This window comes from Micromonospora sp. NPDC004704 (assembly GCF_053601675.1).
Genome location: NZ_JBSGCD010000042.1, coordinates 1 through 26,651, shown reverse-complemented (window position 1 = coordinate 26,651; position 26,651 = coordinate 1). Strand labels below are relative to the sequence as shown.

Annotated in this window: 27 protein-coding genes; 9 read left to right on the top strand and 18 right to left on the bottom strand. The window is 71.0% G+C overall.

The genetic code is table 11. From position 1 onward, the window contains the following. Positions 1-249: 249 nt before the first annotated feature. Together ACWEFB_RS33620 and ACWEFB_RS33615 are read right to left on the bottom strand one after the other, a co-directional pair. Complete coding sequence (locus tag ACWEFB_RS33620) at positions 250-666, bottom strand: CBS domain-containing protein (protein ID WP_326556048.1); 417 nt, start codon at positions 664-666, stop codon at positions 250-252. 81 nt (positions 667-747) lie between these two features. Further along, positions 748-1,818 (bottom strand): Gfo/Idh/MocA family oxidoreductase, encoded by a 1,071-nt coding sequence (locus ACWEFB_RS33615; RefSeq protein ID WP_452291962.1) that lies wholly within the window; start codon positions 1,816-1,818, stop codon positions 748-750. Between the two features lie 153 nt (positions 1,819-1,971). Here ACWEFB_RS33615 and ACWEFB_RS33610 point away from each other — a divergent pair, with 153 nt between their 5' ends. Further along, positions 1,972-3,615: an NAD(P)-binding domain-containing protein gene (locus tag ACWEFB_RS33610; protein ID WP_452291960.1), complete on the top strand. Its 1,644-nt coding sequence runs from the start codon at positions 1,972-1,974 to the stop codon at positions 3,613-3,615. 6 nt (positions 3,616-3,621) lie between these two features. Here the strand turns inward: ACWEFB_RS33610 and ACWEFB_RS33605 are convergent, their stop codons facing one another. From ACWEFB_RS33605 to ACWEFB_RS33575, 7 genes are all read right to left on the bottom strand, one after another. Further along, complete coding sequence (locus tag ACWEFB_RS33605; protein ID WP_452291957.1) at positions 3,622-4,281, bottom strand: nitroreductase family protein; 660 nt, start codon at positions 4,279-4,281, stop codon at positions 3,622-3,624. 76 nt (positions 4,282-4,357) lie between these two features. Then, positions 4,358-5,506: a carboxylate-amine ligase gene (locus ACWEFB_RS33600; protein ID WP_452291955.1), complete on the bottom strand. Its 1,149-nt coding sequence runs from the start codon at positions 5,504-5,506 to the stop codon at positions 4,358-4,360. A gap of 195 nt (positions 5,507-5,701) precedes the next feature. Beyond that, entirely contained in the window at positions 5,702-7,027 is a 1,326-nt protein-coding gene (locus ACWEFB_RS33595; RefSeq protein ID WP_452291953.1) for a M20 family metallopeptidase, read from the bottom strand. A 125-nt stretch (positions 7,028-7,152) separates the two neighbouring features. Continuing rightward, positions 7,153-7,593, bottom strand: a complete 441-nt coding sequence (locus ACWEFB_RS33590; protein WP_452291951.1) for a PPOX class F420-dependent oxidoreductase — start codon at positions 7,591-7,593, stop codon at positions 7,153-7,155. 67 nt (positions 7,594-7,660) lie between these two features. Beyond that, complete coding sequence (locus ACWEFB_RS33585; RefSeq protein WP_452291949.1) at positions 7,661-8,686, bottom strand: aspartate-semialdehyde dehydrogenase; 1,026 nt, start codon at positions 8,684-8,686, stop codon at positions 7,661-7,663. 38 nt (positions 8,687-8,724) lie between these two features. Beyond that, positions 8,725-9,834, bottom strand: coding sequence for an MFS transporter permease (locus tag ACWEFB_RS33580; RefSeq protein WP_452291947.1), 1,110 nt, complete (start codon positions 9,832-9,834; stop codon positions 8,725-8,727). Further along, positions 9,831-10,271, bottom strand: a complete 441-nt coding sequence (locus ACWEFB_RS33575; protein ID WP_452291945.1) for a hypothetical protein — start codon at positions 10,269-10,271, stop codon at positions 9,831-9,833. Before ACWEFB_RS33575 ends, ACWEFB_RS33580 begins: the two co-directional genes overlap by 4 nt. A 117-nt stretch (positions 10,272-10,388) precedes the next feature. Here ACWEFB_RS33575 and ACWEFB_RS33570 point away from each other — a divergent pair, with 117 nt between their 5' ends. Next, positions 10,389-11,624 carry a phosphatase PAP2 family protein gene (locus ACWEFB_RS33570; protein ID WP_452291943.1) on the top strand — a complete coding sequence of 412 codons (1,236 nt, stop codon included), beginning with the start codon at positions 10,389-10,391 and terminating at the stop codon, positions 11,622-11,624. A gap of 24 nt (positions 11,625-11,648) precedes the next feature. Here the strand turns inward: ACWEFB_RS33570 and ACWEFB_RS33565 are convergent, their stop codons facing one another. Next, complete coding sequence (locus ACWEFB_RS33565; protein WP_452291941.1) at positions 11,649-12,995, bottom strand: M16 family metallopeptidase; 1,347 nt, start codon at positions 12,993-12,995, stop codon at positions 11,649-11,651. After that, a complete protein-coding gene (locus tag ACWEFB_RS33560; RefSeq protein ID WP_326556038.1) occupies positions 12,992-14,284 on the bottom strand; it encodes a M16 family metallopeptidase in 1,293 nt (430 codons plus the stop codon). The genes ACWEFB_RS33565 and ACWEFB_RS33560 overlap by 4 nt, the downstream gene beginning before the upstream one ends. A 229-nt stretch (positions 14,285-14,513) precedes the next feature. Between ACWEFB_RS33560 and ACWEFB_RS33555 the strand changes: the two genes are divergently transcribed. Both ACWEFB_RS33555 and ACWEFB_RS33550 read left to right on the top strand, forming a co-directional pair. Continuing rightward, the gene (locus ACWEFB_RS33555; protein ID WP_452291939.1) at positions 14,514-16,916 is read left to right on the top strand and encodes a penicillin-binding protein; all 2,403 of its coding nucleotides are present in this window, start codon (positions 14,514-14,516) and stop codon (positions 16,914-16,916) included. Between the two features lie 394 nt (positions 16,917-17,310). Further along, the gene (locus ACWEFB_RS33550) at positions 17,311-17,517 is read left to right on the top strand and encodes a hypothetical protein (RefSeq protein WP_452291937.1); all 207 of its coding nucleotides are present in this window, start codon (positions 17,311-17,313) and stop codon (positions 17,515-17,517) included. A 100-nt stretch (positions 17,518-17,617) separates the two neighbouring features. On the opposite strand, the gene ACWEFB_RS33545 is transcribed toward ACWEFB_RS33550, so the two are convergent. From ACWEFB_RS33545 to ACWEFB_RS33535, 3 genes are read right to left on the bottom strand one after another with little or no spacing between them, the layout of a single operon-like run. Next, the gene (locus ACWEFB_RS33545) at positions 17,618-18,175 is read right to left on the bottom strand and encodes a DUF1360 domain-containing protein (RefSeq protein WP_452291935.1); all 558 of its coding nucleotides are present in this window, start codon (positions 18,173-18,175) and stop codon (positions 17,618-17,620) included. 60 nt (positions 18,176-18,235) lie between these two features. Then, positions 18,236-18,547 carry a hypothetical protein gene (locus ACWEFB_RS33540; RefSeq protein ID WP_452291933.1) on the bottom strand — a complete coding sequence of 104 codons (312 nt, stop codon included), beginning with the start codon at positions 18,545-18,547 and terminating at the stop codon, positions 18,236-18,238. Between the two features lie 25 nt (positions 18,548-18,572). Then, the gene (locus ACWEFB_RS33535; RefSeq protein ID WP_452292017.1) at positions 18,573-18,926 is read right to left on the bottom strand and encodes a DUF6158 family protein; all 354 of its coding nucleotides are present in this window, start codon (positions 18,924-18,926) and stop codon (positions 18,573-18,575) included. Positions 18,927-19,060: 134 nt separating this feature from the next. Here ACWEFB_RS33535 and ACWEFB_RS33530 point away from each other — a divergent pair, with 134 nt between their 5' ends. After that, positions 19,061-19,474, top strand: a complete 414-nt coding sequence (locus ACWEFB_RS33530; RefSeq protein WP_326556032.1) for a hypothetical protein — start codon at positions 19,061-19,063, stop codon at positions 19,472-19,474. Between the two features lie 16 nt (positions 19,475-19,490). Next, the gene (locus ACWEFB_RS33525) at positions 19,491-19,826 is read left to right on the top strand and encodes a DUF3817 domain-containing protein (RefSeq protein ID WP_326556031.1); all 336 of its coding nucleotides are present in this window, start codon (positions 19,491-19,493) and stop codon (positions 19,824-19,826) included. A 276-nt stretch (positions 19,827-20,102) separates the two neighbouring features. Here the strand turns inward: ACWEFB_RS33525 and ACWEFB_RS33520 are convergent, their stop codons facing one another. Continuing rightward, on the bottom strand, positions 20,103-20,303 hold the full coding sequence (locus tag ACWEFB_RS33520) for a DUF397 domain-containing protein (protein ID WP_326556030.1): 201 nt from the start codon (positions 20,301-20,303) through the stop codon (positions 20,103-20,105). A gap of 304 nt (positions 20,304-20,607) precedes the next feature. Between ACWEFB_RS33520 and ACWEFB_RS33515 the strand changes: the two genes are divergently transcribed. Then, complete coding sequence (locus ACWEFB_RS33515; RefSeq protein ID WP_452291930.1) at positions 20,608-21,471, top strand: helix-turn-helix domain-containing protein; 864 nt, start codon at positions 20,608-20,610, stop codon at positions 21,469-21,471. A 45-nt stretch (positions 21,472-21,516) separates the two neighbouring features. Here the strand turns inward: ACWEFB_RS33515 and ACWEFB_RS33510 are convergent, their stop codons facing one another. After that, the gene (locus ACWEFB_RS33510; protein ID WP_452291928.1) at positions 21,517-22,065 is read right to left on the bottom strand and encodes a DUF6232 family protein; all 549 of its coding nucleotides are present in this window, start codon (positions 22,063-22,065) and stop codon (positions 21,517-21,519) included. A 706-nt stretch (positions 22,066-22,771) separates the two neighbouring features. Between ACWEFB_RS33510 and ACWEFB_RS33505 the strand changes: the two genes are divergently transcribed. Together ACWEFB_RS33505 and ACWEFB_RS33500 are read left to right on the top strand one after the other, a co-directional pair. Continuing rightward, positions 22,772-23,734 carry a C40 family peptidase gene (locus ACWEFB_RS33505; RefSeq protein ID WP_326556027.1) on the top strand — a complete coding sequence of 321 codons (963 nt, stop codon included), beginning with the start codon at positions 22,772-22,774 and terminating at the stop codon, positions 23,732-23,734. 9 nt (positions 23,735-23,743) lie between these two features. After that, complete coding sequence (locus tag ACWEFB_RS33500; protein WP_452291926.1) at positions 23,744-24,421, top strand: hypothetical protein; 678 nt, start codon at positions 23,744-23,746, stop codon at positions 24,419-24,421. Between the two features lie 92 nt (positions 24,422-24,513). Here ACWEFB_RS33500 and ACWEFB_RS33495 read toward each other — a convergent pair whose 3' ends face one another. After that, positions 24,514-25,503 carry a sigma-70 family RNA polymerase sigma factor gene (locus tag ACWEFB_RS33495; RefSeq protein ID WP_363593689.1) on the bottom strand — a complete coding sequence of 330 codons (990 nt, stop codon included), beginning with the start codon at positions 25,501-25,503 and terminating at the stop codon, positions 24,514-24,516. A gap of 395 nt (positions 25,504-25,898) precedes the next feature. After that, positions 25,899-26,651: MurR/RpiR family transcriptional regulator (locus ACWEFB_RS33490; protein ID WP_452291924.1), on the bottom strand; the 753-nt coding region annotated here is incomplete at its 5' end.

The following is a 26,651-nucleotide window of genomic DNA, read 5'->3' as shown; positions in this document are numbered from 1 at the left end:
TCCCCAAAGGATGAGGTTGCCCCCCTCACCCCACCCCCGTCACACCCGCACCCCGCCCCACCCGGGCCACATTCCCTCGTCGATCTTGCAGTTGTGGCGCCCAGATTCAGGACACTCATCCGGATTTGTGCGCCACCACAACTGCAAGATCGTCGCGTGGTAGCCGGGAGACGCGACCGCGCCGAGCCCGGTACGGGGATCAGCGCGGTCACGGCCTGTCGTTCTTGGTGCGGGTGGTTCCGTGCCGCCCTAGTTGTTCGGGTCGTCGGCGCTGATGTCGGCGAGAACGGACTGCGGCTCCCGCTCCACGGCCAGGTCTCCGAGCGAGACCAACCCGATCAGGCGGCCCTCCTCGATCACCGGCAGCCGCCGTACGCCGTACGTCCGCATCAGGTCGGCGGCTGCCACGGCGTCGTCGTACTGGGTCACCGTGACGACGTCGTGGCTCAGGATCTGGCTGAGCGTCGCACTGCCGACATCCAGCCCATCTGCCACCCCGCGTACCGTAATGTCACGGTCGGTGACGATGCCGATCACCGCGTCCCCGCTGGTCACGATCACATCGCCAATGGCGCTGTCCCGCATCTCCTGGGCCGCGGCGGTGAGCGTGTCGGTGCCGTCCATGGTCACCAACCGGGTCGTCATGAACTCTCCGACGGTCGTCATGGTGCTCCTCTCTCTGTCGGCGGTTGCCGTCTACCCGCGACCGCCGCCGGGTAACAGAGGGAACCCGACCGGTTGGCGCGCTCAGTGGTCGAGCAGGACAACCCGGCGCTCGGTCGCGGAGGTGTACGCCGCCTCGATCACCCGCAGCCCCTCCACCGCGCTCGCGGGGTCGACCGGGAACCCGCCCCGGCCCAGGAGGGCATCCCGAACCTCGGCGTAGAACTCCTCATACCGCCCGATCTCGGTCGGTACGGTCTCGACCTCGTCGTTCACGCCCAGGACTCCGGCGTTCTCCGCCGGCTCGACGCCCCAGCCGGGGTCACCGGGGCGGGTGCCGGCGAGCACCTGCGGCTCCTGCACGTCGAGCCCGTACTTGGTGAAGGTGCCCTGGTCGCCCAGGACCCGGAAGCGCGGGTTGCGGGTGCCGGCCAGCGCCGACGCCCAGAGGTGCGTACGAACCCCGTTGACGTGCCGCAGCGCGACGAAGGTGTCGTCGTCGACCTGCACCCCAGGGCGGCGGCGGTCGAGTTCGGCGTAGACCTCGGCGACCGGGCCGAACAGTTGCAGCGCCTGGTCGACGATGTGCGCGCCGAGGTCGTACAGCAGCCCGCCGGCCTCGGCCGGGTCGCCGAACTCGCGCCAGTTCTCCTTCGGCGTCGGCACCCAGCGGTCGTACCGCGACTCGAAGCGGTAGACGTTGCCGAGCCGCCCCGACGCCAGCACCCCCCGTACGGTCAGGAAGTCCGAGTCCAGCCGCCGGTTCTGGAACACCGTCAGCCCGACGCCGGCCCGTGTCGCCGCGTCGAGAACCTGTCGGGCGTCCGCCGAGGTCGGCGCGAACGGCTTGTCGACCACCACCGGGAGCCCCGCCTCGATGGCCCGCAGGGCGAGCGGCACGTGGGTCCGGTTCGGTGTGCTCACCACCACCAGGTCCAGCGACCCGGCGACCGCGAACAGGTCGTCGGCGGTGGGTACCACCTGCGCCTGTGGATAGTCCGCCCTGGCCCGAGCGGCCCGCTCGGGGTCACCCGTGACGATCACCGCCACCGACAGGCCGGGCGTCGCCGCCACCAGCGGGGCGTGGAAACGTTGGCCACCGATGCCGTAACCGAGAATGCCAACTCGCAGGTCAGCGCTTGTGTCCGTACTCATGATCGGTATTAAACAGCGCCCGCCTGAAAGGGAGGGAAGGGCCCCTTGTTATCGCTTTTTGGGTGGGAAGGGGCCTTCCCAGCCACCGTTTGACAGGCTCGATCGGATCATCCATGGTCGATCTCTGACGGTGAGCAACAGGAGGATGACGGCGTGCCCGAGATCCGGACCAGCGAGCAGCGTTACGAGCACCGGCCAACCGACCCAGCCCGCACGACGCAACCGGAACCGGAACAGCACCAGTACGTGATCGTCGGTGGCGGCCCGGCCGGGATCCAGCTCAGCTACTACCTGCAACAGGTGGGCGCGGACTACGTCACGCTCGAACGCGAGCCGGCGCCCGCGCACTTCTTCCGGCACTACCCCCGACACCGCCGGTTGATCTCCCTCAACAAGGTGCACACCCGCAGCAACGACCCCGAGATCCGACTCCGCTGGGACTGGAACTCCCTGCTCAACGACAAGCCCGAGCTGCACTTCCCGCACTACAGCAGCGACTACTTCCCGCACGCCGACGACCTGGTCCGCTACCTCGACGACTTCCAGCGCGAACACCGCCTCGCGATCCGGTTCGACGAACCCGTCGAACGGATCGAGCGGGTCGAGGGCGACACCGGCTTCCTGGTCCGTACGAGCCGGGGGGTGATCCGGGCCGGCTGTGTCATCGTGGCCACCGGGTGGGCCACGCCCTACGTACCGCAGATCGACGGGATCGAGCACGCGATCGGGTACGAGGACGTCGACACCGATCCGGCCGCCTTCGCCGACCAGCGGGTGCTCATCCTCGGCAAGGGCAACTCGGCGTTCGAGACGGCGTCGGCGATCCTCGGCCACGCGGCGATGGTGCACCTGGCCAGCCCCCGACCGCTCCAGCTCGCCTGGAACACCAAACACCCCGGCAACGTACGGACCCACTACGGCGCGCTGCTCGACAGCTACCAGTTCAAGACCCTGCACTCGGTGCTCGACTGCACGGTGGACGTGATCCGCCCGGCGGGTGACGCGTACGAGGTCGAGATCAGTTACACCCACGCCGACGGCGAGCGGGAGCTGCTGGAGTACGACTCGGTGATCCGCTGCACCGGGTTCGTGATGGACACCTCGGTGTTCGCCCCGAACTGCCGCCCCGAGCTGGCTCCGAACGGGCGGATGCCGGCGACCGGCCCGGACTGGCAGTCGACCAATGTGCCGGGGCTCTACTTCGCCGGGACCATCGCCCAGGCCAGGGACTTCAAGCGCGCGTCGTCGGCCTTCATCGACGGCTTCCGCTACAACCTCCGTACGCTCACCCGCCTGCTCCGGGAGTCGTACGAGAAGGTGCCGCTGCCCTACGACGTGCTGCCGGCCGAGCCCAAGGAACTGACCTCGCTCACGCTGGAGCGGCTGAACTGGAGTTCCGCCCTGTGGACCCAGTTCGAGTACCTCTGCGACGTGCTGGTACGCGACGAGCGGACCGGCGAGTTCCGGCACTACCAGGACCTGCCCGAGGACTACGCGGTGCAGCGGTTCGGCGACTCGTCGCACTTCTACACGGTCACCCTGCGGTGGGGCCGGGACGACTACTCGGACGTGTTCGCGATCGAGCGGCACCCGTCACCGGACCGGGCCGCGGAGAGTGCCTTCATCCACCCCGTCGTACGGCGGTACCGCAACGGCTCGATCGTCGAGGAACGGCACCTGCTGGAGGACCTGCTCGCCCACTGGACCCGCCCGGACCGGCACGTGGCTCCGCTGCACGCGTTCTTCCAGGCCCACCTGAGTGCCGAGGTCGCCGTACCGGAGGCGCAACTGCGCTGATCCCACTCACCGTTCGATCATCACCTCGGCCAGCGGCTTGCGGGTCAGCTCCGGCACCCGCGCGCCGTCGGCCGGGTAACCCACCGGCAGCACCAGGTACGGGCGCTCGTGCGCCGGGCGTTCGCAGACCTCGTTGAGGAAACGCATCGGGCTGGGGGTGTGCGTCAGCGTCGCCAGCCCGGCCAGGTGCAGCGCGCTGATCAGCATCCCCACCGCGATCCCGACCGACTCCTTCACGTAGTACGGCTTGGGGTCCTCCCCGCCCCGGTGCACCTCGAACACCACGATCACCACCGGGGCGACCTCGAGGAACGGCTTGCGCCAGTCGGTGCCGATCGGGGCGATGGCGCTCAGCCACTCCTCGGTGGCCCGATGGTCGTAGAAGTCCCGCTCCTCCGCCTCGGCGCGATCCCGCAGCAGCCGCTTGCGGGCCGGGTCGGTGAGCACCACGAACCGCCACGGCTGCAGGTTGGCGCCGCTCGGTGCGCTCGCCGCGGCCGACACCGCCGCCTCGATCACCTCCGGTGGGACCGGTTCGTCGGAGAAGTCGCGGACCGAGCGGCGGGCGACCATCTGCTCCGCGTACGCCCGTGCGGTCCGGACCATCTCGACCGGCGGTCGCCGTGCCGTCTGGACCAGTTTCGTTTCAGCCTGCTGGGTGCTCATCCACGCCTCCCCGGGGTGTATGGCCGTACCTCACAAGGGTCACCCGGACCGGCTCCGCTGCCCACCGCGAGCGTGCTCAGTCGGCGTTGACCAGCTCCGGGACGGTCTGCGCGACGAGTTCGTCGACCACGTCGGTGAGCCGGTCGCGCCGCGCCGCCGCCCGGCGCTGCCGTACCGCACCGTCGGCGGCGGAGCCGAGGAGCCGGTCCAGCCAGGGGGTGACCAGCGGCAGGTCGCCGTGTTCGGCCAGCACCGGTCGGACGTACCGGAACAGCCGGTCGACCAGGTCGACCGCCGGTCGCAGCTCGCCGGTGAGCGGGTCGACCCCGTGTCCGGCGAGCCCGTCGCGGGCGGCCCGCCAGTAGGCCACCCGGAGCAGTTCGGGCGGGACCACCGGTCCGGGTTCGCCCCGGTCGACCTCCGTGCCGACGCGTACGACCAGCGCCCGGACCAGGGCGGCGAACAGCGCGGACTCCTCGGCGGTGATCGGCACGTCGGCGACCCGGATCTCCAGGGTGGGCAGGTGTGCCGACAGCCGGATGTCCCAGAACAGGGTGCCGAGGTCGACCAGGGCACCGGCGTCGAGCAGGGTGTCCACCACCCGGTCGTAGTGCTCGGCCGAGGTGAAGTACGGCGGCGGCCCGGCGACCGGCCACCGGTGCCAGGCGATGGTGCGCCAGCTCGCGTACCCGGTGTCCCGCCCCGCCCAGTACGGCGAGTTCGCGGTCAACCCGATCAGCACCGGCAGGTACGGCCGCAGGTGGTTGCTGACCAGCGCCGCCCGGTCCCGGTCGGGCATCTCGACGTGCACGTGCACCGAGCAGATGGCCACCTCGTCGTGCAGGCCCCGGAAGGTCGCCGTACCCCTGGCCGGGCGCTCGCCGGAGACGATCGGCGGCGGTACGACGTCGCCGAGCACGGCGCTGCCGCTCGCCACCACCCGCAGTCCCTCGGCCCCGGCGGCGACCCCGAGTACGGCCCGCCCCTCGACCAGTTGCCGGTGCAGTTCGGTCACGTCGTGGCAGGGTGTCGTCTTGGTCTCGACCTGCAACGTGGTGATCTCGCCACCGATCCGTTCGCCGAGTTCCGCCTTTGCCCGCCGCAGCACCGCCTCTGCCTGCGGAACCGCCTCCCGGGTCTCCGGATCGACCACGAGGAACTCCTCCTCGACCCCGAACCGGGGACCGACGGCTTGCTCCACTGGAAGTTCGGCTGTGCCGGTCATACCCGCGCCCACCTTCGCCGGGTGCGCTCGGCGAGCCGGTCGCCGAGGCGTCGGCCCGGTCCGCCGGACCCGGAGCGGCGGACAGCAGTTGGTGCTCCGATCCTAGGCAGACGGACGGGTTCCGGCACGATCCGGCGGGCGGGTGTCGCCGGACGAAACCGCCGGTACGCGCCTCTGTGTCCCCGGCCGGGGCGCTCAGCCGGGCTGCCCCGCCGGCACGTCGTGTCCCGCCGGGACGTCCCGCGCAACCGGCGAACCGTGCCGGGCCGGCGGGTCGAGCAGGCTCGGCGCGTCGAGTGGTGACGGCGATCCGGCTCCGGCCGGCGCGTCGAGCGGTGCCGGTGATCCGGGTCCGGCCGGGGTGTCCAGCGCGGCGGGCGGGAGGTGCGGCGGCAGCGGGCCGGCAAGCAGCCGCTCGACCAGTGCGGTCAGCAGCGCCACCCGCTCCGGCACCCGCCGCAGGTCCATGTACTCGCCCCGGCCGTGCGGATATCCGCCGACCGCGCCGAGTCCGTCCAGGGTGGGCACGCCGAGCGCGGCGGTGAAGTTCCCGTCCGAGGCGCCGGGGGCGGAGACACCCACCGGTGGTTCCAGGCCGATCGCGACGGCCGCGGACCGGGTGAGCGCGAGCAGCGGCAGCGCCACCGCCTGGGTCATCGGGTACCGGTTGAGGCCCCCGCCCAGGGTCAGCCCGGCCTCGGCCAGCCGTGGCACCAGGCGGTGCATCATCCGGTCCACCCGGTGCAGTTCGGCCCGGCTCCAGGACCGTACGTCGACGCAGAAGGTCGCCGACTCGGGCACCGTGTTCGTGGTGGTGCCGGCGCTGGCCACGGTCGGCGTCACCGTCGTACCGTCCGGTACGGAGGCCAGCGCCTGTACGGCCAGCACCTGGTGGGCCAGCTCGATGGTGGCGTTGATGCCCCGGAACGGCTCCACCCCGGCGTGCGCGGCCCGACCCCGGACCTCGACCCGGTAGACCGACCCTCCCTTTCGGGCCACCTTGAGCGCTCCGTCCTCCGTGGACGGTTCGCAGACCAGCACCACGCCTGAGCGCCGGGCCTGCTCCTCGATCAGCGCACGCGAGGTGGTCGAGCCGGTCTCCTCGTCGCAGGTGAGCAGCACGCCCACGTCGGAGGGGTCGGTCACCAGGGACAGCGCCGCGAAGAGCTGGACGATGCCGCCCTTCATGTCGCACACCCCCGGACCGGTGGCGATCCCGTCCCGCACCCGGTACGGCCACTCCCGGATGGTGCCCTCGGGCCAGACGGTGTCGAAGTGTCCGAGCAGCAACACCTTCTGCCGCTCGGCGGGCCAGAGCAGGTGGGGTAGACCGTCGCGGAGCACCCGCTGGGCGGGACGGCCGAGGATCGTCTCGCCCCAGCCGGCGAGCAGATCGGCGCAGGCGTTCAGCTGGGGCAGCGCTCCGGGCGGTGATTCGTACGAGACAAGTTCACCGATCCGATCGGTCCACATCGGAGTGAGTGACCGGGCGGCGGATCGGATCGCATCGAGATGCACCATTGCCTGATGGTAGGAGCGGAATCGCGCCCGAATCGCCGATCAACGACAAGAGAGCATTCCTACGACCATGATGGGCGGCAAGAGAGCATTCCGGCAATATCCCCCGGCGGTTGACGGTCCGGACGTCAGCTCCGGGGCGGGATGCCGTAGACCCGCCTGACGGTCAACCGGAGCACCAGCCGCCGATCGGCCACCATGGCCCGCCGGTAGTCGTCCCAGTCCGGGTGTTCACCGCTGACGGCGCGGTAGAGGTCGACCAGTTCCTCCACCGTGGCGTCGTACGGGTCGGTGGCCGGTGGCGCCAGCTCGGCACCGCACTCGGCGACCACGTACGCCCAGCCGTCGGGCGAGGTGGCGTGCAGACTGGCCCTCGGGTCCCGCCGGAGGTTGGCCGTCTTGGCCCGGCCGTCGGTGACCGAGACCCGGATCAGGTCCTGCTCCCGGTCGAGGTGGTAGACGACGTTGGAGAGCTGGGGTTGGCCATCGCGCTTGATGGTCGCCAGCACCCCGTACGGTCGGCTGCCCAGCAGGTCGAGCAGTGCCTCGTCGAAACGGTCGTCAGCCATGTCTTCCTCCCCTGTTCCGGGCCGGTCGCCGGGCGACACTGACCGGCGACCCGTCGGCGTACGCCACTCAGGCCGGCGTTCCGGCCAGCAGTTCGGCGATCTGAACCGCGTTGAGGGCGGCTCCCTTGCGCAGGTTGTCGTTGGAGCAGAAGAGGGCCAGGCCGTGCTCGACGGTCTCGTCCGCCCGGATCCGACCCACGTAGGTCGGGTCCTGACCGGCCGCCTTCAACGGGGTCGGCACCTGCTCCAGCGCCACACCCGGCGCCGTGGCGAGAAGTTCCACCGCACGCTGCGGGCTGATCGGCCGGGCGAACCGGGCGTTGATCTGCAACGAGTGGCCGGTGAACACGGGCACCCGTACGCAGGTCCCGGAGACCAGCAGCCCGGGGATGTCGAGAATCTTGCGGCTCTCGTTGCGCAGCTTCTGCTCCTCGTCGGTCTCGTCCGACCCGTCGTCGACGATCGAGCCGGCGAGCGGGAGCACGTTGAACGCGATCGGCTGGCTGAACTGGCGGGGGGTCGGGAAGTCGACCGCCGACCCGTCGAAGGTCAGTCCGCTGGCCTGCTCGGCGACCTTGCGTACCTGCTCGTCCAGCTCTGCGACGCCGGACAGGCCGGCACCGGAGACCGCCTGGTACGTGGCGACGACCAGGCTGACCAGCCCGGCCTCCTCGTGCAGCGGGCGCAGGATCGGCATCGCCGCCATCGTGGTGCAGTTCGGGTTGGCGATGATGCCCTTCGGGCGTACGGCCGCGGCCCGGGGGTTGACCTCCGCCACCACCAGCGGCACCTCGGGGTCCATCCGCCAGGCCGAGGAGTTGTCGATCACCACCGCGCCGGCCTCCGCGACCCGTGGGGCGAGTTCGCGCGATGTCCCCTTACCGGCGGAGAAGAGCACGATGTCCAGTCCCCGGTAGTCCGCGGTCGACGCGTCCTCGATGGTCACGTCGGTGTCGCCCCAGGGCAGCACCTGACCGGCGGAGCGCGCCGAGGCGAAGTACCGTACCTGTTCCGCCGGGAACCGCCGGTCCGCCAGCACCTGCCGCATGACGCCGCCGACCTGGCCGGTGGCGCCCACAATGCCAATCCTCATGTCTGTGAGGCTACCCAGAAGATCGGCCGGCACGGCACTCAGTTCCCACCGCCGGCCCGATCGGCCCCACCACCACCGCCCGCACCACCGGCCCCGGTGGTGTCGTCGACGAGCGCCGGTCCGGGCTCGCCGGCCCCGGCCACCGCCCCCACCGGCGGCGGGTCACCGGACGGCGGGTCACCGGACGGCGGTGCGGCCGAGTTCACGTGCCCGGCCGACGTCACGGGCCCGGCCGGGGACACGGGCACCACCGGCCCGGCCGGGGACACGGGTGCACCGAGGGGGTCGGCGGCACGGCCGAAGGGGGTCCGGGACAGGCCGGTGAGGCGCCGCCGGGCCCAGACCACCGGACGTACCCGTTCCAGCGGGAGGAAGGCGGTCATCGCCGCCTGGTGCGGCATGAACGAGATGGTGATCGCCGACCAGGTCACCGCGTGGAAGACGTAGAAGAAACCGATCATGCCGTACCGGGCCCGACCGCGCAGTACGAACACCAGCGGGCTGGTCAGCTCGAACGCCATGATCCCGAACTGCCCGATCGTGAGCAGTACGGGCACGTCGAGCAGCCAGTCGCTGGCGAAGGTGCCGCGCCGGATCACCGCACGGGCCAGGGTGGCGCCGGTGAGCCAGTCGAGCCCACCGAAGCGCAGCTTCGCCCAGGCGGCCAGGAAGTAGGTCGCGATGACCGCGAGCTGGGTCGCCCGCAGCGCCCAACCGGCCTTGGCACTGAGCGTCAGGTCGCCGTGCCGGGCCCGGCCGACGGTCGGCAGGACGGCCAGGGCGACCAGGATGCCGAACCGGTCGTGGTCGACCTTGCCGTAGCTGAACGCGATGACCAGCCACTCGAAGTAGAGGGCCAGCACCGTCCAGCCGAGCAGCCGGGGCGCCCGCCCGGTGGCGGCGGCGAGCGTGGCCGCCAGCAGCACCCAGAACAGCGTGGTCACCAGGGCCGCGTTCGGGGTCGGCAGCGGCAGCATCCGGCCGACCAGCAGTGGCGCGTACAGCTCGCCGGAGACCGCGGTCCGGCCCCGCAACCAGCCGGTGAAGAAGACGATGTCCGCGGCCACCAGGAGGTAGGCCACCGTACGGAACGCCGCCACCCGGCCCAGCGGCACCGGCGTGGTGAGCCAGTCGCCGACCCGCCTCACCGGGTCACCCGCCAGTTGACGACGGTCTCGTCGGTGTCGACCCCGGTCGGTCGGCCGCCGGTCATGGCGTGCCGGCGGATCACGATCGAGACGGTGTCCAGCGCCGGCCGATCCGGGTTGCGCCGGTGGTACGCGTCCACGACCAGGTTCAGCCGCGTCGGGTCGGCGGCGAACCGGCTCAGCTGCCCCTCGATCTCCGCCCGGCGGATACCGGTCTCCCGCTCGGTCAGCACGAACTCGTCCCCGGCCGCGTCCCGGGCCAGGACCAGTGCCTCGGCCACCGGGGCGTCGAGCCGGTCGGTGGTGGCGTACATCCGGAACGGACCGAACGGGAAGTTGTCGTCCGAGCCGACCAGCGTCCCTGCCAACAGCAGGCCCGCGCCGACCAGGGTCACCACCACCCGGACCAGGCGACCGCGGGCGGTCAGCGTTTCCATTCGCCGCACAATACTGGCCGTCGCCCGGAAAATTCCTCCCCCGGCCTGCTCGTCCCATCCCGGACATCCCGCCCCGCCGTCGGTCGCGATCAGACCGGACGGCTAGCCTGGGTCGCCATGGAGAGGAAGCAACCGCCCGGGTCGCCGGCCGGGTCCGCCCCCGAGCGCACCGCCGCTGAGCTGCGTCTGCGGCGGGCCGGCGCGATGGCGGTCTGGATCGTCGCTTTCGTGGCCGGCTGGCTGCTGATCGGGTTGCCCACCGACCCGCTCTACGCCTTCTTCTGGCTCTGGGCGGCGACCGTCGCCTGGCGCATCCACCTGCCGTGGCGGCAGCACCTGGTCTTCGCCCGGGACTGGCTGCCGGTGGTGATCCTGCTCGCGATCTACAACGTCTCCCGGGGCTTCGCCGACGACTACTTCGACCCGCACGTCACCGAGCTGATCCACGCCGACGAGTGGATGTTCGGGTGGGCGACCGGGGGAGTGGTCCCGACGATCTGGTTGCAGGAGCACCTCTTCCACCCCGACGTCCGCTGGTACGACGTCCTCGCGAGCTTCGTCTACTTCTCCCACTTCGTCGCCGCGCTGGCCGCCGCGGTCGTGCTCTGGTTGAAGTCCCGCCCGCGCTGGGCCGCCTTCATGCGCCGCTGGTTCGCGCTCAGCCTGGCCGGTTTGATCACGTACTTCGTCTATCCGGCGGCTCCGCCGTGGTGGGCCTCGGTGGAGGGCTTCCTCCCGGTCGACGTGGCCCGGATCTCGAACCGGGGTTGGCAGGAGTTCGGCCTGCACGGTGCCGGCAACACGCTCAACGTGCTCCAGCTCGCCTCGAACCCGGTGGCCGCGATGCCGTCGCTGCACACCGCGTTCGCGCTTTTTGTCGTGCTCTTCTTCCTGCCGTCGGTGAAACGCCGATGGTGGCCGCTGCTGCTGGCGTATCCCCTGGCGATGACCTTCACCCTGGTCTACACCGGCGAGCACTACGTGATCGACGTGCTGGTCGGCTGGGCCTACGTGGTGGGTGTGTTCCTGCTGGTCGGCGCGGGCGAACGCTGGTGGGCCGCACGCCGGGCACGGCTGGCCGGCCCCGGCCCCGACCCGGGCGGCCCCCATCCGCCGATCGGCCCGAGCACCGGTCCCGCCGGTCCGTCCGGCCCACCGACCGCTCCCGGCGGTCCGGACGAGCCACCCGCCGGCCCCGTCGACCCGACCGGACCGGACCGGTCGGCCGGGGCGACCGACACCGGTGCGACCGACCCGGCCGGGACACCCCGACCGAGGCAGGCACCCGAGCAGGGTGGCGCACGGGTCGGCACGGGCAACAGGACGACGGAAGCCGGCCAGCGTTCCCGCTGACCGGCTCCGCCACACCACCTCGGGCTACTGCCCGGCGTCGACCACCTCGCCGAGGCCGGTCGCCGCGATCTCGTCCCGGATCATCGCCGCGTCGCCCTCCACCACCAGGGTCAGGCCGTCCGGGTGCAGGTGGGTCGCGGCCGCCGCGGACACCTCCGCCTCGGTCGAGGCCAACAACCGGGTACGCAACGTCGCGTGGTAGTCGTCCGGCAGCCCGTACAGGACCAGGGTGCCGAGGGCGCCGACGATCGCCCGAGGCGACTGGAGTTCCACCGAGAGCTGACCGGCCCGCCAGGACCGGGCGACCGCCAACTCCGGCTCGGTCACGCCCTCGATCGCGGTACGGGTGATCTCGCCGATCGCGTCCACCAGGGCGGGCGCGGTCACCGCCGTCTGTACGTTTCCGGCGACGACGAACCGACCGAACCGCCGGGACAGGCCGAAGTCGGCGCGGATGCCGTAGGTGTAGCCGCGTACCTCCCGCAGGAGGTGGTTCAGCCGGGAGGTGAACGCCCCGCCGAGCACGGTGCCGACCAGGGTCATCGGCACGTAGTCGGGGTGTGCGCGGTGGGGTCCGGGGTGCCCGATGCGCAGCGTCGACTGCACCGAACCGGGCCGGTCCACCACGATGATCCGCCGCTGGTCGCGTACGGCGACGTCGAGCGGGGGCTCGACCGGGGCCGGGGCACCGGAGGCACCGGCGAAGGCCGCCTCGCCGAGCGCGTCGAGATCGAGTTTGTCCAGGTCACCGGCGACGAGCAGGGTGCCGGGCCGGAGCAGCCGGTCGGCGTGGAACGCGGTCACGTCGTCGACGCCGATCGCGGCCACCGAGTCCGGGTCGCCGTCCATCGGCCGCCCGTGCCGCTGGTCGGCCCCGAACAGGTCGGCCCGCAGTGCCGCGTCGGCCCGGGGGCCGGGGTTGGCCCAGTACATCCGCAGGGCGGTGACCTCGTCGTCGCGTACCCGGGTGATGTCGGCGGGGTCGAGCCTGGGCGTCCGGACGGCCTCGGCCATCAGTTGCACCGCGGCCAGCAGCCGGCGCGCCGGCACCTGGACCCCGACCTGGAACGCGTCCCAGTCGCTGCCGATGCTCAGCTCGGTACCGAGCCCCTCCAGGGCCAGCGCGTACGCGGACGAGTCCCGCTGGGCGGTCCCCTCTTCGAGGGCCTTGGCCAGCACTCCGCCGAGCCCCTCGCGGCCGAGCGGCTCCCGTCCGGCGCCCGCGTCGAGCAGCAGCGTGGCGGCGGCCAGGTTGTGGCCGGGCAGGTGGGCGGCGACCACGTCACCGCCGGCCACCGTCCGCCGCACCACCTGCGGGAACCGGTACGGGCGCGGCTCGCCCGTCTCCGGACGGTCAGCGATGAGCGTCATGCCTTCTCCTCCGGCAGGTAGGTCAGGGTCACCCGGTCGGCCGGACGCAGCACCTCGGCGGCCACCTCGGCCAGTTGGTCGGCACCGACCCCGAGCCAGCCCGGCAGCCGGTCGGCCGCACGGGCCGGGTCACCGAACTGGAGCGCGTACCGGCCGAGGGTGTCGGCCCGGCCGTCGACCGTCGACAGCGAACGCCACCAGGCGGTGGTCAGCAGGGCGCGGGCCCGGTCCAGTTCGGCCCCGGTCACCCCGCCGTCGGCGAGTTCGTCCACCACCTCGGTCAGCCCGGCGGTCAGCTCGTCGGCGGAGACTCCGGGGCGGGCGGTGGCGGTGATGATCAGCGGGGCGGGAGCGTGCGCCAGGTCGACCCCGTACGAGCCGATGTTGTCCGGCTGGGCGAGCCGGGCCCCGTCGGCGAGCCGCTGGTAGAGCCGGCTGCCCCGGCCGTGGCCGAGCAGGTAGCCGAGGACCGTCACCGCGTCGTACTCCGGGGTGCCGAACGGGTACGTGCGGTGGGCCAGGAAGACCCGCGGCGCCGGTACGTCGGCGTACACCGTCTCCCGTGCCGGTACGCCGGTCGACGGCACCACCAGCCCGTCCGGTGCGGACGGGATGTCGGCCCGTGGCTTCAGCCCGCCGAAGAACCGCTCGGCCAGTGCGAAGACCTCGCCGGCCGAGGTGTCGCCGACGACGGTGAGGACCGCGTTGTTCGGCGCGTAGTAGGTGGTGTGGAAGTTCTGGAAGGTGGTCAGGTCGGCGGCGTTCAGGTCGTCCATCGACCCGATCGTCGAGTGGTGGTACGGGTGCCCCGGCGGGTAGAGCAGCGGCAGCAGGCGCAGCCACGCGTCGCCGTACGGCACGTTCTCGTACCGCTGGCGCCGCTCGTTCTTCACCACCTCGCGCTGGTTGTCCAGCGTCTCCTGGGTCAGTGCCGGCACCAGGCCGCCCATCCGGTCGGCCTCCAGCCAGAGCACCAGGGCCAGGTGCTCGGCCGGCACCGTGTTGAAGTAGTTGGTCCGGTCCGGGTTGGTGGTCGCGTTGAGCGACCCGCCGGAGCCCTGGATGAGCTTCATGTGCTCGGTCTTGGCCACGTTGACCGAGCCCTCGAACATCAGGTGTTCGAAGAGGTGGGCGAAGCCGGTCTGGCCCTCGGGTTCGTGTCGCGACCCGACGTCGTACCAGAGGTTGACCGCCACCACGGGGGCGGTGCGGTCCTCGCTGACAACCACACGCAGGCCGTTGTCCAGCCGGGTGGTCTCGATCGGCCAGGGGTAACCGGTCTCGGGCATGGGCACGACGCTATCCGATCCGGACGCCGCCACGGCACAGGTGGTCGACCGAACTGCCGGATCATCGGCGCGCGGTGCGGTGACGCGCTGCCGGTCGGGGCGATCGCGATCCCCTTCGGGGGATCCTGGCCGCGTCGGCCACCACCGGTCGGCCCGGCCGATCTACTGGTCAGGGATGCCTGCTGCCCGTCGTACCCGAAGGTCCGGTCGTACCCGAAGGTGGTGTCGAATGTCCCCGCGACAAGTCCGCACGCGTACGCCCCGGCAGGTCCGGCTGATCAGGATCGGGACGATGCTGGTCGCCGGTGTGGCCGCCGGAGTGCTGGTCGCCGCGTTGGCGTTCCCCGGTCTGGCGTTCACCGGGCTGGCGGCAAAGGCCGGGGTGGAGGCGTTCGAGACCCTTCCGGTCGAGTTGCGGGTGAGCGAGGCGCCGCAGGCCACCCGGGTGTTCGCCGCCGACGGCCGTACCCCGCTGGCCGTCTTCTTCGACGAGAACCGCCAGGACGTGGCGCTCGACGACATCGCCCCGGCGATGCGCAGCGCGATCATCGCGGCCGAGGACCACGGGTTCTACCGGCACCGGGGCTTCGACGTGCGGGGCTTCCTGCGGGCCCTGGTCGCCAACAGTGTCGGCGGCCGGCAGGGCGCGTCGACACTGACCATGCAACTGGTACGGATGACCGCCACCTACTCGGCGTCGGATCCGCGGTCGGTCGTCGCGGCCAGCGAGGACACCAAGGCGCGCAAGCTGCGGGAGATGCGCCTGGCGTCGCTCCTGGAGGTACACCTGAGCAAGGACGAGATCCTCCGGCGCTACCTGAACCTGGCCCCGTTCGGCAACGGCACCTACGGCGTCTCGGCCGCCGCCCGGTTCTACTTCGGCAAGCGGCCCCGCGAGTTGACCGTGCCGGAGGCCGCGATGCTGGCCGGGCTGGTCAAGTCGCCGAACTTCTACAACGCCCTGGACACCGCAGGGCGGGGTGCGGCCGAGACGCTGAACCGGCGCAACTGGGTGATCGGGCAGATGGTCGAGACCTCGGCGATCAACGAGGCGGACGCGACCGCCGCGCGGGCGGTCCCGCTGGTGGTGCAGGGGCGGGTGGCGGCGAACGGGTGCTCGGTCACCGGCAAGCAGGACTGGGGTTTCTTCTGCGACTACTTCTACCGGTGGTGGCTGGAGCAGGAGACGTTCGGGAGCACCGAGTACGACCGGGAGCGGCGGTTGAAGGGCGGCGGGTACCGGATCGTCAGCACCCTGGACGCGCCCACCCAGGCGGCGGCGCACCGCAACGTCGAGCGGGAGCTGCCTACCGGGGCATCCCAGGCGCTGATGCTGGCCGCGGTCGAGCCCGGCACCGGGCGGGTACGGGCCCTGGCCGCCAACCGTGACTTCGCCCTCGACGACCCGGCGAAGCCGGTCAACGGTCCCGCCACCGATCCGGCGAAAGCGGCGGCCGGGGTCAGGGGCACCTACCCGCGTACGACCAATCCGCTGCTCACCGGGGGCGCCGACGTCACCGGGTACCAGGCCGGGTCCACCTTCAAGATCTTCACCGTGGTGGCCGCCCTGGAACGGGGCATCCCGCTGTCGTACGCAATCGACGCGGCGCAGCGGTACGAGTCGTCGTACGCCGTCGAGCCGAACAGTCCGGCGGCCTGTCCGGGTACGCAGCGGTACTGCCCGACGAACTACGACGAGAGCATCGCCGGCCGGCACGACATGTGGACCGCGTTCGGCTCCTCGGTCAACACCTACTTCGTGCCACTGATCGAACGGGTCGGTGCGGCGAACACGGTGGACGTGGCCCGGCGGCTCGGGATCGGGTTCCGGGCGCGCAGCGACGCGGCGCTGGCGGACGACCCGAAGTCGGCCGACCGGTGGGGCGCCTTCACCCTGGGCGTGTCTGCGACCACCCCGCTGGACCTGGCGAACGCGTACGCGACCCTGGCGGCCGGGGGCCGGTACTGCGTACCCACTCCGGTGCAGGAGATCCGGGACCGGACCGGTGGTCAGCTCGACGCGGTGGCGCCGCGCTGCCGGCGCGCGGTCAAGCCCGAGGTCGCGTACGCGGCGATCGACGCCGCCCGGTGCCCGGTCGGTGACACGTCGACCGCGAACCGGTGCCGGGAGGCGACCGCGGGCGACGCCCGCCGGCTCGTCGGGCACCCGATGGCCGGCAAGACCGGCACCACGGACGACCGGCGTACGGCCTCGGTGGTGGAGACGACCACCTCGCTCACCGTCGCCGGCATCCTCGCCGATCCGGACTTGCCGGGAGGCACCACCGGGATGCCGCGGGAGGTGGTGAGCCCGGCGGTTTCGCAGACCCTGGCCGACGCGATGGAGGGCAGGCCGGAACGCGAGTTCCCGAAGGCGACGGCGACCCTGATGGGACTGCCCGAGCAGCCCCTGCCGAAGCTGAAGTGCCTTCCGGCGCAACAGGCGACCGAGCGGCTGCGGGCGGCCGGCTTCCGGGTGGCGGTGTATCCGAAGCGGGTCGACTCGGACTGCCCGGAGGGTGTGGTCGCCGAGACCGATCCCGGCACCCGTGCGGTCACCGGTGCCGTGGTGACCCTGCGGCTGAGCAACGGGCGGTTCGCGCCGACCACGGGTGTGCCCGTACCCGACTGACCGATCCTCCGTCCCTCGCCGACCACGCCTGGGGAGGCCGCCCACGATGCCGCCCACGACACCGTCGTGGGCGGCACGGGTGGATGAACCGGCCGATAAGGGATGGGGTACGGCAGAAAATACGCCGCCCACGGCTGGTGCCATGGGCGGCGCGGGTGTCGGTGTGCAGGTCGCCTCTCGGCGAGTGGCACGACGCGGCTCCAGCCGAACGGTATTCCGCGAGGGCAGTTAGGTGAGGCCCGGGGACACTGGTCACACCGACAGTCATCACAACGAGCCGACCCCGTCCGGGATTCCACCCACCGCTGTGGCTCATGTCACTGCCCTGTCGGCGGCGCCGGGCGTCCGCCGTCGGGCGCGTTTGACCCACCTCGGGCGGGGTAGCTGGGCTTGCGTGACCGACGATCCGCTCCGCCCCGCGCTCGACGACCTGCTCGACGACCTCTACGACGGCCAGGAACGCCTCACCCAGGGCGAGATCCACCGTCGCGCGGTAGCCGCCGACCTCCCGGCCGAGCTGCTGACCCGGATCACCGCCATGCCCGAGGGCGAGTACGCCAACGACGAAGCCGCCGACCTCCTAGGCGCCACCCCCACCTGACCCCTCCACGATCCCACCTGACCCTCCCGCGATCCCACCTGACCCTCCCGCGATCTAGGGCAAATACGTGTGATCAGAGATCAGTCCACCTGTATTTGCCCTAGATCGCGGGGGGTGGGTCGGGCGGCGGGGTGGGGTGGGGGGTGGGGTTGGCGGTTTGTTGGGCGGTGGCGTACGCGAGTTGGAGGAAGTCGGAGGCGGCCACGGCGGTGAGGGCGGTGGCGACCAGGCGGGTGAGGCGAGGGGCGAGAACCAGCCCGCCGGTCAGTCCGGTGGCCACCCAGACCGCCAGGCAGAACGGACAGCTCAGCAGCTCACCGAGGGCGTGCCGGGTGCTGCTGCCCTGGTCGCGTACCTGCTCCATCACCTCGCCGCTGCCGATCGGGTGGTCGTAGCTGGTGAACGGGGCGCGCAGCGGGCTGGTGATGGCGTCCTTGGTCAGCAGCCGGCTGAGCTTGTGGGTGGCGATGGCGAGCAGGACGACGTCCTTGGTCGACGGGGCGTCCGGCACCGGGGTACGGGTGGCCCGTACCACCCCGGTCAGCCCGGCGGTGACCCCCGCGTACGCACCGAGCGCCACCAGGTAACCGCCGAGCGGGCGGTGCTCGTGCGGCGCGTACGCCCGGCGCAACCGCGCCACCCTGTCCCGAACGGTCATTACCGGCTCCCTCGATCCTTCGCGGTGCAAGCTTCGGCGCGGTGCAGCTTCGGGTGCCGGTCAGCCGGCGGTCAGGTTGTCGGCCACCTCGCGGGCCAGGTTGGTCAGCGACTCGTCGGCCAGCCGGTCGAGTCCCTGGTCCGGCGGGTCGGCCTCCAGTTCCAGCCGTACGCTGGCCCCGCCGGCATCGGTGGGTCGGACCTGGAGCCGGGCCGACCAGGCCGGCGAGCCGCTGGTCCGCCAGTGGGCCCCGAGCGCCTCGGTGACCCCGGTGGGTGTGCCGCCGTCGCGGCGCAGCGGTGCCGGCAGCCAGGCGTCCGCCCGGTCCGGGTCGGTCGCGGTGTTGAAGACCACCTCGGGTGGCGCGGACATTCCCCGCTCCGCGTGGGCCGCCACGTCAGTCGCCGTTCCGGAGCCGGGCCGGGTCGACCTCGCGGCCGGGATGCCGGCTGAGGTACTCGGTCTCCAGCTCGGCGGTACGGCGCAGATGGTTCGCGAGTGCCGTGTCGGCGGCGTGCCGGAGCGTGTCCAGCCGGGTCCGGTGCAGGCTGTGCAGCTCCCGGATCAGGTCCTCGTCACCGAGTTCGGCCGGATCGATGCCGAGGTCGACGGTGTCGACGGCAAAGTCGGCGGGCACGGTCCCCCGGCTGGCGGCGTGGTCGCCGTCCCACTCCCCGACCCGTTGCTCGGGACTGTCGTCCGGGGATCCGGGGACCCCGAACTGGGCACCACGTGCTGAATCAGTCATTATCGCCCCCGGTTGCTCGACTGGGTTGGCGACTGGACGGTTGCCCATCCCGGTGACACCCCAAACCACACGCGGATGAGCGCGAACTACGACGCCTCGTCGGAGAAGCCGCTCGGCCGCCGGTACGCTCTAGAGCCATGAGACGGTTGTGGACACCGGCGTGGATAGGCCGCCACGTGCTCACCATCGCGCTCGTGGCCGGGTTCATGGCGCTCGGCTGGTGGCAGATCAGCCGGGCGGCGGCAGGCAACACGCTGAGCTGGGCATACGCGGTCGAGTGGCCGATCTTCGCCGGCTTCGTGATCTTCCTGTGGATCCGTGAGGCCCGGCACACCCTGCGCGGCGGGGACCCGGCCGCGCCGACCCCGCCGGCACCCCCGAAGGCCGGCACCCCCGGCGTACGGCGACCGGTCCGGTCTGCCCGTACCGCCCGGGTGCTGGTGCCGGCACAGGAGAGCGATCCCGAACTGAGCGAGTACAACCACTACCTGTCGTGGTTGAACGCGAATCCGGGCGCCCGGCCCGGCGACTACCCCGGCCCCGGCCGGTAGGAAGGAACGGAACGAAGTGGGCGCAGCCCTGACCCGATACCGTGTGATCGCCTACGTCGTAGGTGTCGTACTGATCCTGCTGGTCATCGTGGGGATGCCGTTGAAGTACGGCTGGGACGAGCCGGTGGTGGTCGAGACGATCGGTCCCGCGCACGGTTTCCTGTACATGATCTACCTGGTGGCCGCGTTCGACGTGACCCGCCGGGCGAAGTGGCCGCTCGGCCAGATGCTCCTGGTGATGCTCGCCGGCACCGTCCCGTTCGTGTCGTTCTACGCCGAACGGGTGGTGCGCCGCCGGATCGCCGCCCAGGTACGGGAGGAGCAGCCGCAGCCGCAGACCGTCGCCGGCTGACCCCCGGGTCGATCACGACCGCGGGCGCCCCTCCCGTACGGCGGTGTGGAACCGCCCGCCGTCCCGGCCGACCGGTCCGTGATCATGGACCGGTGGGCCGGTGTCGACGTCGGGGCGTGACGTTCCACGTCGATCCAATGTCGCACGGTGGAACCGGCCGCAGAAGGCGGCGATCCTGAGTGAAGCGTGAGCGCGTACGTGAATCCACCCGGTCGACGGGTCACGGACCCGCCCCGACCGATGCCCGGTACGCCGCCGGGGTGGCTGTGTGGTTGGTCAGCGGTGGTTGAACTCGTTCGCGCGGACGGTGTCGACGAACGCCTGCCAGGCGGTCGCGGGGAAGACGACGTAGCGGTCCGGGTCGGTGGAGTTGCGGACCGCCATTCCGGCCGTGACCTCGGATACCTCTACGCATTTCTGCGATTCGCATCGAGTGCTCTTCCGCCACGTACCCGTGACGGGACCCGGCTGCGACATGCGTCCTCCTTGCGACCCGTTACCTTGCACGGCGGGTGCCGCGCCGAGGAGACGATACCGGTCGACCAGCAAGGCGGATAGCCCGGATTTGCGTACATTATGGTGTTTCACCTGTTCGCTATACCGACGGCTACCGGCCGGTTGCGGGCCGCTGCAAAGCTCTGGTATTCGTTTGCGCGCCCGGTGTAGCCTGCTCGATAGCCCGCCCATCTGGTAGGTAGCGGATAGCCAGGTGGCATCCTGACGACACCGGCACGGCGACCCCTCGCCCAGCCGCCGGTCTGCCGTTGACGGAGAGAGTCTGATGACCACGGCATTTGGCCCGACGGTGGGCAGGCGCAGGCTCCGCTCGGCGATCCGCCGGGCCCGTGAAGCCTCCGGGCTCACCCAGGAGCAGGTGGCCGTCGCGATGGACTGGTCGCTCTCCAAGCTGATCCGGATCGAGTCCGGGTACGTCTCCATCTCCACCAACGACGTCAAGGCCCTGCTGCACCACTACCAGGTGACCGACCCGGCGCAGGTGGCGAAACTGGTGGACCTGGCCCGGGTGGCCCGGCAGCGCACCTGGTGGTCGCAGTACCGGGACAGCGTGCCGCCGGCCTACTACGCCTACATCGGACTCGAGGCGGAGGCGTCCCGGCTCTGCTTCTACCAGTCGGTCGGCATGCCCGGACTGCTCCAGACCGAGGCGTTCGCCCAGGCCGTGGTGCAGTCCGTGATCCCGAACTTCAACGACGTGGCGGAGGCCCAGGCGTCGGTGGCCCTACGGCTGCGCCGGCAGCGCGAGGTCCTCGACCGACCCGACCCGCCCATCATCGACGTGGTGCTCGACGAGGCGACCCTGCACCGGCAGACCGGTGGCCGCGAGGTGATCCGCGAACAGTTGCTCAACCTGGTACGCCTCGCCCGGGTGGAACACATCACGATCCAGGTGTTGCCGTTCACCTCCACCATCTACACCCCGCTCGGCCAGTTCGTGATCGTCTGCTTCGCCGGCTCGGAGGAGACCGACGCGGTCTACCTGGAGAGCACCGGGCTGGAGGACGTACTCGACCATCCGGAGTCGGTCACCTCGCACCTGATGACGTTCGAGGGACTGCAACGGGCGGCGATGAGCCCGGCGGAGTCCCTCGAACGGATCGCGGCCATCGCCCGCGGCCTCTCCTGACCGGCACCGCGAGGTAGCGAACGGCAGTCGCCGGGTCCACACCGGTCAGCGGGCCGGCGGTTCCCAGGGCTGCGACGAGGTGACCACCGGCTCGGCGACGCCACCGAAGCGGGCCACCTCCTGGGCCCGGCGCAGGGCCCGGGTGAGCTGGCCGAACTGGCGCTCCTGGTCGCTGCTGAACAACAGGATCATCTCCCCCCGGTACCGCCCCCACAGTTCGTGGGTCGGCGGGCGCAGCCGGTGGCCGAGGAAGGCGAGCACCACCGGGAGGAACGCGGCGGCGCCGAGGGCCAGGTAGGTGGCGGCGGTCAGCCGGTAGAACTCGCCCGTGTAGCCGAAGGCGATGCCGATCACGACCAGCACACCACCGGTCACCACCACGGCCCGTACGGTGAGCGGGTCGTGCGGCCCCCGGGCGGTCTTGAGCTGGGTCAGTTCGGTGACCGGAAACCGGCGCCCCGCCACGGTGAACGATTCACTCGTGACCTGTACGCCGGGCTGCCGGTAGAACTCGATCGGCGCCGGCCGGTCAGGCTGTTTTCCGGTGACGGATTGTGTACCTGTTCGGCGCGCGGAGTCGCGAGTAGGATGCATGACAGCCTCCAACGGCTCGTGAGGCGGGCTGGTGTGGGGGATCTGTAAAGATCGGCACTTGGTGGCAGCCAGGTGCCGATCATCGTTTTGCAACGATGCCGTTGCCGGAATTCGATTCCGGCCCTGCAATCATTGTGCGAAGGACGTGCCAGCAGTGGGAAGGGCTATTTCAGCCACCTGGCAGATTTCCAGGCGGCAGCTAGCTCCCTGGACAGATTTATGTCCTTCTTTGTGATGCTTTAGCCCACACCCACGCGCTACCCCATTTGCCAACACCGGCCAAAGGGGCACTCGGCGAGTCCGGGTACGGGACCCACCCGGTATATCACCAAGCGACTCCGACTCGCCACGCCGGGTGATCACGACATTCCACTTATCCGTTGCCCATGCCGCAGAACGCTCGGCCCCCACTGTCGCCGGCCCCGGACCTGCGACTAGGTTGGTTTTCGCTGGTCCGGTGGTCAGTCATCCCCCTGGGTGATGCCGGCCCGGCACCGCCGAACCACACCGGCCGGACCCGACCATGCAGTGACACTCCGCAGTCGCGGTCCGCAGTCGCTCCACAGTGGACATTGCCGTTTCCCGGTGGTGCCCGCAGCGGTCACCACCGCTGTCCGTGGCGCGGCACACCGGCTCGACCCGGTCCGACAGGACCGGTGGATCGGGAGATCCGATCGGCGGTGAGATAGGAAGGGGCTCCGCACTCTTGCCATCCGCGCGGATCCTGTTGCGCTCGCTCGTCCTGGCGGGTCTGTCGGTCGGGCTGATCGCACCGACAACGATCGCCCAGGCGGAACCATCCGCCGCCGAGCTCACGCAGCAGATCAACAAAGCTTCGACCGAGCTGGAAAAGATCGTCGAGTCGTACAACAAACTCAACGAGCAGATCAAGAGCACCAAGGCCGCGACCGCCGATCTGAGCACGAAACTCGCACCGCTGGAGCAGCAGGCCACACAGAGCCGCGCCGACGTGGCGGCACTTGCCACGAAGGCGTACAAGGCGGGCGGTCTGCGTACGGCGGACGCGTTGCTCGGCGACAACGCCGCGGACAGCCTGGTCGACCGGCTCGGCACCCTCGACTACCTGGCCCGCGACCGGGACCAGCAGCTCGCCGGCCTGACCGCCACCCAGAAGCAGTACGTCGACCAGAAGGCCAAGCTCGACGGCGTCCTGGCCAAGCAGACCGCACAGGCCAAGGAACTCGACGCCGGCAAGAAGAAGATCGAGGCCGACATCAAGAAGCTCTCCGACCTGCGCCGCAAGGTGTACGGCTCGGCGACCTCGACCGGCACCAAGTACACCGGCAAGATCCCGGCGGTCTCCGGCAAGGCCGGGGTGGCGGTGACGTACGCGTACAACGCGATCGGCAAGCCGTACGTCTGGGCGGCCGAAGGGCCGAACGGCTACGACTGCTCCGGGCTCACCCTGGCCGCGTGGAAGGCGGCCGGCAAGTCCCTGCCCCACAACGCGGAGATGCAGTGGGGCCAGGTGGCGCATATCAGCCGAAGCTCACTGCAAGCCGGTGACCTGGTCTTCTACAGCGGCCTGGGGCACGTCGCGCTCTACGTCGGCGGCAACCAGGTGATCCACGCGCCGAGCTTCGGCGACAGCGTGAAACTCGCCAGCGTGGACATGATGAAACCCTACGGTTACGGCCGGGTCCGCTAACCTGCCCGGGTGACCACGCCCGAGAGTCCCGACACGCTGGCGGGTACGGCGATCGAACGCCTGACGCCGTACCTGCCGGCGATCGGCACCACCGGGGCGGTGGAGCCGGGTGGGGTCACCGCCGCCCGGTCGCTCCACGACCTTCTCGCCGCCCGGCTGCGCGCCATGGGCGAAGCGGAGGCGCTGGCCGAGTTCGTCCGGCAACCCCGCAACAACTCCCTCGTACGCCGGCTGCTCACGACCGCCCTGCACGACGACCCGGCGTACGCGGCCGAGCTGGCCGGCGCCGTCGCGGCGGTCCCGCCCGACGGGCCGGGAACCACCCCCGTCGCCGCCACCCGCACGGATTCCCAGGATCGCCCCGCGCCCGTCGGCGGGCGACGGTTGTCCCGGCGTACGCTGCTCGTCGCCCTGGCGGTGCTGACCGTCGCGGTGGTGGTGGTCTGCCTGGTGGCCCGGAACATCCTCGGTGACCTCGACGACAGCGGCGGTCTCACCACCCAGTCCTCCTGCGCCGACTTCCGCCAGGCGCCGAGGGAGGACCGGAGCCGGGCCCTGCGGGCGATCGCCCTGGCCCGAGGACTGCCCGAGCTGGACACCCCGCCGGCCCTGACCGCCGTCACTCAGGCCTGTGCCGCCGAACCGGACAGCCGGCTCGGCGACGTGGTGGCGCGACTCGGCAATTAAGGCCACACCACGCGAAAACGGCGATGGCCGGTGTCCCCGGAACTCCGGGAACACCGGCCACCTTCGCCGTTGTGTTTAGTCCTGGCAGGCGATCAGGCGGCCTGGAGGCCCTCCGCACGGGCCAGCTCACGCAGCCGGCCCAGCGCCTGGATCTCGAGCTGGCGGATCCGCTCCCGGGAGAGCGAGAAACGCGACGCGACCTCGGTGAGCGAGTGCTCGCGCCCGTCCTCCAGGCCGTAGCGGGCCCGCATGATGCCGGCCGAACGGTCGTCGAGGTGGTTGAGCAGGCCCTCGATCCGCTGCCGCTCCAGTGCGGTCAGCACGATCTCCTCGGGCGACGGCGCGTCGCTGTCGGCGACCAGGTCACCGAGATTGGTGTCGCCGTCGTCGCCGACCGGGGTGTCCAACGACACCGTGTCCTGCGACCAGCGAACCAGCTCGTGGACCCGTTCCACGGTCACGCCCAGGGACGCCGCGATCTGCTCGGGCTCCGGGTCGGAACCGAGCTCGCGGGTGAGCTGGCGTGCCACGTTGCGCATCCGGTTGACGTCCTCGACCAGGTGCACCGGCAGCCGTACGGTCCGCTCCTGCTGGGCGATCGCCCGGCTGATCGCCTGACGGATCCACCAGGTGGCGTACGTCGAGAACTTGTAGCCCCGCTCGTAGTCGAACTTCTCCACCGCCCGAACCAGGCCGGTGTTGCCCTCCTGGATCAGGTCGAGCATCGGCATCCCGGAACGTACGTAACGACGGGCGATCGAAACCACCAGTCGCAGGTTCGCCCGGATGAACAGATCCTTCGCCCGATCCCCCTCGACCACCAGGCGCTCCAGCTCCTCGCGACCGACGCCCACCGGAACCCGGCCCTCTTCGAGCAGGTGCTCCGCATAGAGGCCCGCCTCGATCGACTTCGAGAGGTCGACCTCCTTGGCGGCGTCGAGCAGCGGTGTGCGGGAGATCTCGTGCAGGTAGACGCCAACCAGGTCACGCTCCTCGGCGACCTCGTCGGTACGCATAACGATGCTCTTCTCCACGTCGCTCACGGTCCCCTCGTCTACCCCGGTTGCCCGGTTACCTGCCATCCCCACGTTCATCAGCCCTCCCCCGTAACCCCTGCTGTGCCCTGTGGCGCTGACACCTACACAACAGTTGAGACGCGTTGGGGATTCCATCCCGTGGGTCGAAAGTGTCACGAATGCCTGAGTAGTTGCTGTGAGCACGATCGACGTTTGCTGTCAGGAGGCCTCTTCAGCTGCCGCGAAGCCCGTTTCCGTACTGGTTATCGGATCGGTTGCGCAGTCTTCGGCCGGATAAATAGCAACACCACGACACAACGACGTGCAGCGATCCGCATCACCACCGACCTGCGATCCTCGTCACTCCGACAACACGCACCAGGACCCTGAACGGTTCACCACGGCTGAGGATTACCCCCGTACCTGGTGAACAATCCGGCCGGCCCGCAAAGTCCCCTTGATCAACTCGCCCCGGAGTCGGGTTTGGCGGTACCCCTGCCCGCGGCGACCGACAGGGGCTCGGCGGTGAGTTCGAGGGCTCGCCTGGTCCGGGCCCGGTTGCGGGTCGCGACCCCGACGAAGAGGCAGTCGATCACGGTGAGCTGGGCCAGTCGGCTGGCCATCGCACCGGTCCGGTACGTCGTCTCGCGAGCCGCCGTGGCCAGGACGAAATCGGCGACCGAACCGATCGGGGCACGGGGATGGTTGGTCAGCGCCACCGTGGTCGCGCCCCGCGCCCGCGCCCGCGCCAGCACCCCGATCGCCTCGGCGGTACGGCCCGTGTGCGAGATGGCGACCGCCACGTCACCCTTGCCGAGCAGTGCGGCCGAGGTCAGAGCCGTGTGCCCGTCCGGGAAACAGAAGGCGACCCGGCCGATCCGGTGCAGTTTCCGCTGGAAGTCGGCGGCGACCAGACCGCTCGCCCCGGCGCCGTAGATCTCGATCCGGGCGGCGGTGTGGATCGCCGCGACGACCCGCTCGCAGACGGCCGGGTCGAGTTGCTCGGCGGTCTCCGCCACCGCCCGCGCATCGTGGAAGCCGATGGTCGCGATGATCTGGGCCAGGTCGGCACCGGGCGGGATGTCGCCGCCGGCCACCCGGGCGTCCGGCGGATCGATCCGGCTCGCCGCCTCGGCGGCGGGGGGCGCGCGGGGCGCGGGGTGTCGGGGCTCGAGCCCCCCCCCCCGCCACCCCGCACCCCGTCTCGCTCGCCG

Excerpts from the sequence above, each read along its gene's own strand:
- ACWEFB_RS33620 (WP_326556048.1), bottom strand. The coding sequence starts at position 666 with ATGACGACCGTCGGAGAGTTCATGACGACCCGGTTGGTGACCATGGAC.
- ACWEFB_RS33615 (WP_452291962.1), bottom strand. The coding sequence starts at position 1,818 with ATGAGTACGGACACAAGCGCTGACCTGCGAGTTGGCATTCTCGGTTAC.
- ACWEFB_RS33605 (WP_452291957.1), bottom strand. The coding sequence starts at position 4,281 with ATGAGCACCCAGCAGGCTGAAACGAAACTGGTCCAGACGGCACGGCGA.
- ACWEFB_RS33600 (WP_452291955.1), bottom strand. The coding sequence starts at position 5,506 with ATGACCGGCACAGCCGAACTTCCAGTGGAGCAAGCCGTCGGTCCCCGG.
- ACWEFB_RS33595 (WP_452291953.1), bottom strand. The coding sequence starts at position 7,027 with ATGGTGCATCTCGATGCGATCCGATCCGCCGCCCGGTCACTCACTCCG.
- ACWEFB_RS33590 (WP_452291951.1), bottom strand. The coding sequence starts at position 7,593 with ATGGCTGACGACCGTTTCGACGAGGCACTGCTCGACCTGCTGGGCAGC.
- ACWEFB_RS33585 (WP_452291949.1), bottom strand. The coding sequence starts at position 8,686 with ATGAGGATTGGCATTGTGGGCGCCACCGGCCAGGTCGGCGGCGTCATG.
- ACWEFB_RS33575 (WP_452291945.1), bottom strand. The coding sequence starts at position 10,271 with ATGGAAACGCTGACCGCCCGCGGTCGCCTGGTCCGGGTGGTGGTGACC.
- ACWEFB_RS33570 (WP_452291943.1), top strand. The coding sequence starts at position 10,389 with ATGGAGAGGAAGCAACCGCCCGGGTCGCCGGCCGGGTCCGCCCCCGAG.
- ACWEFB_RS33565 (WP_452291941.1), bottom strand. The coding sequence starts at position 12,995 with ATGACGCTCATCGCTGACCGTCCGGAGACGGGCGAGCCGCGCCCGTAC.
- ACWEFB_RS33560 (WP_326556038.1), bottom strand. The coding sequence starts at position 14,284 with ATGCCCGAGACCGGTTACCCCTGGCCGATCGAGACCACCCGGCTGGAC.
- ACWEFB_RS33555 (WP_452291939.1), top strand. The coding sequence starts at position 14,514 with ATGTCCCCGCGACAAGTCCGCACGCGTACGCCCCGGCAGGTCCGGCTG.
- ACWEFB_RS33545 (WP_452291935.1), bottom strand. The coding sequence starts at position 18,175 with ATGACCGTTCGGGACAGGGTGGCGCGGTTGCGCCGGGCGTACGCGCCG.
- ACWEFB_RS33540 (WP_452291933.1), bottom strand. The coding sequence starts at position 18,547 with ATGTCCGCGCCACCCGAGGTGGTCTTCAACACCGCGACCGACCCGGAC.
- ACWEFB_RS33530 (WP_326556032.1), top strand. The coding sequence starts at position 19,061 with ATGAGACGGTTGTGGACACCGGCGTGGATAGGCCGCCACGTGCTCACC.
- ACWEFB_RS33520 (WP_326556030.1), bottom strand. The coding sequence starts at position 20,303 with ATGTCGCAGCCGGGTCCCGTCACGGGTACGTGGCGGAAGAGCACTCGA.
- ACWEFB_RS33515 (WP_452291930.1), top strand. The coding sequence starts at position 20,608 with ATGACCACGGCATTTGGCCCGACGGTGGGCAGGCGCAGGCTCCGCTCG.
- ACWEFB_RS33510 (WP_452291928.1), bottom strand. The coding sequence starts at position 22,065 with ATGCATCCTACTCGCGACTCCGCGCGCCGAACAGGTACACAATCCGTC.
- ACWEFB_RS33495 (WP_363593689.1), bottom strand. The coding sequence starts at position 25,503 with ATGGCAGGTAACCGGGCAACCGGGGTAGACGAGGGGACCGTGAGCGAC.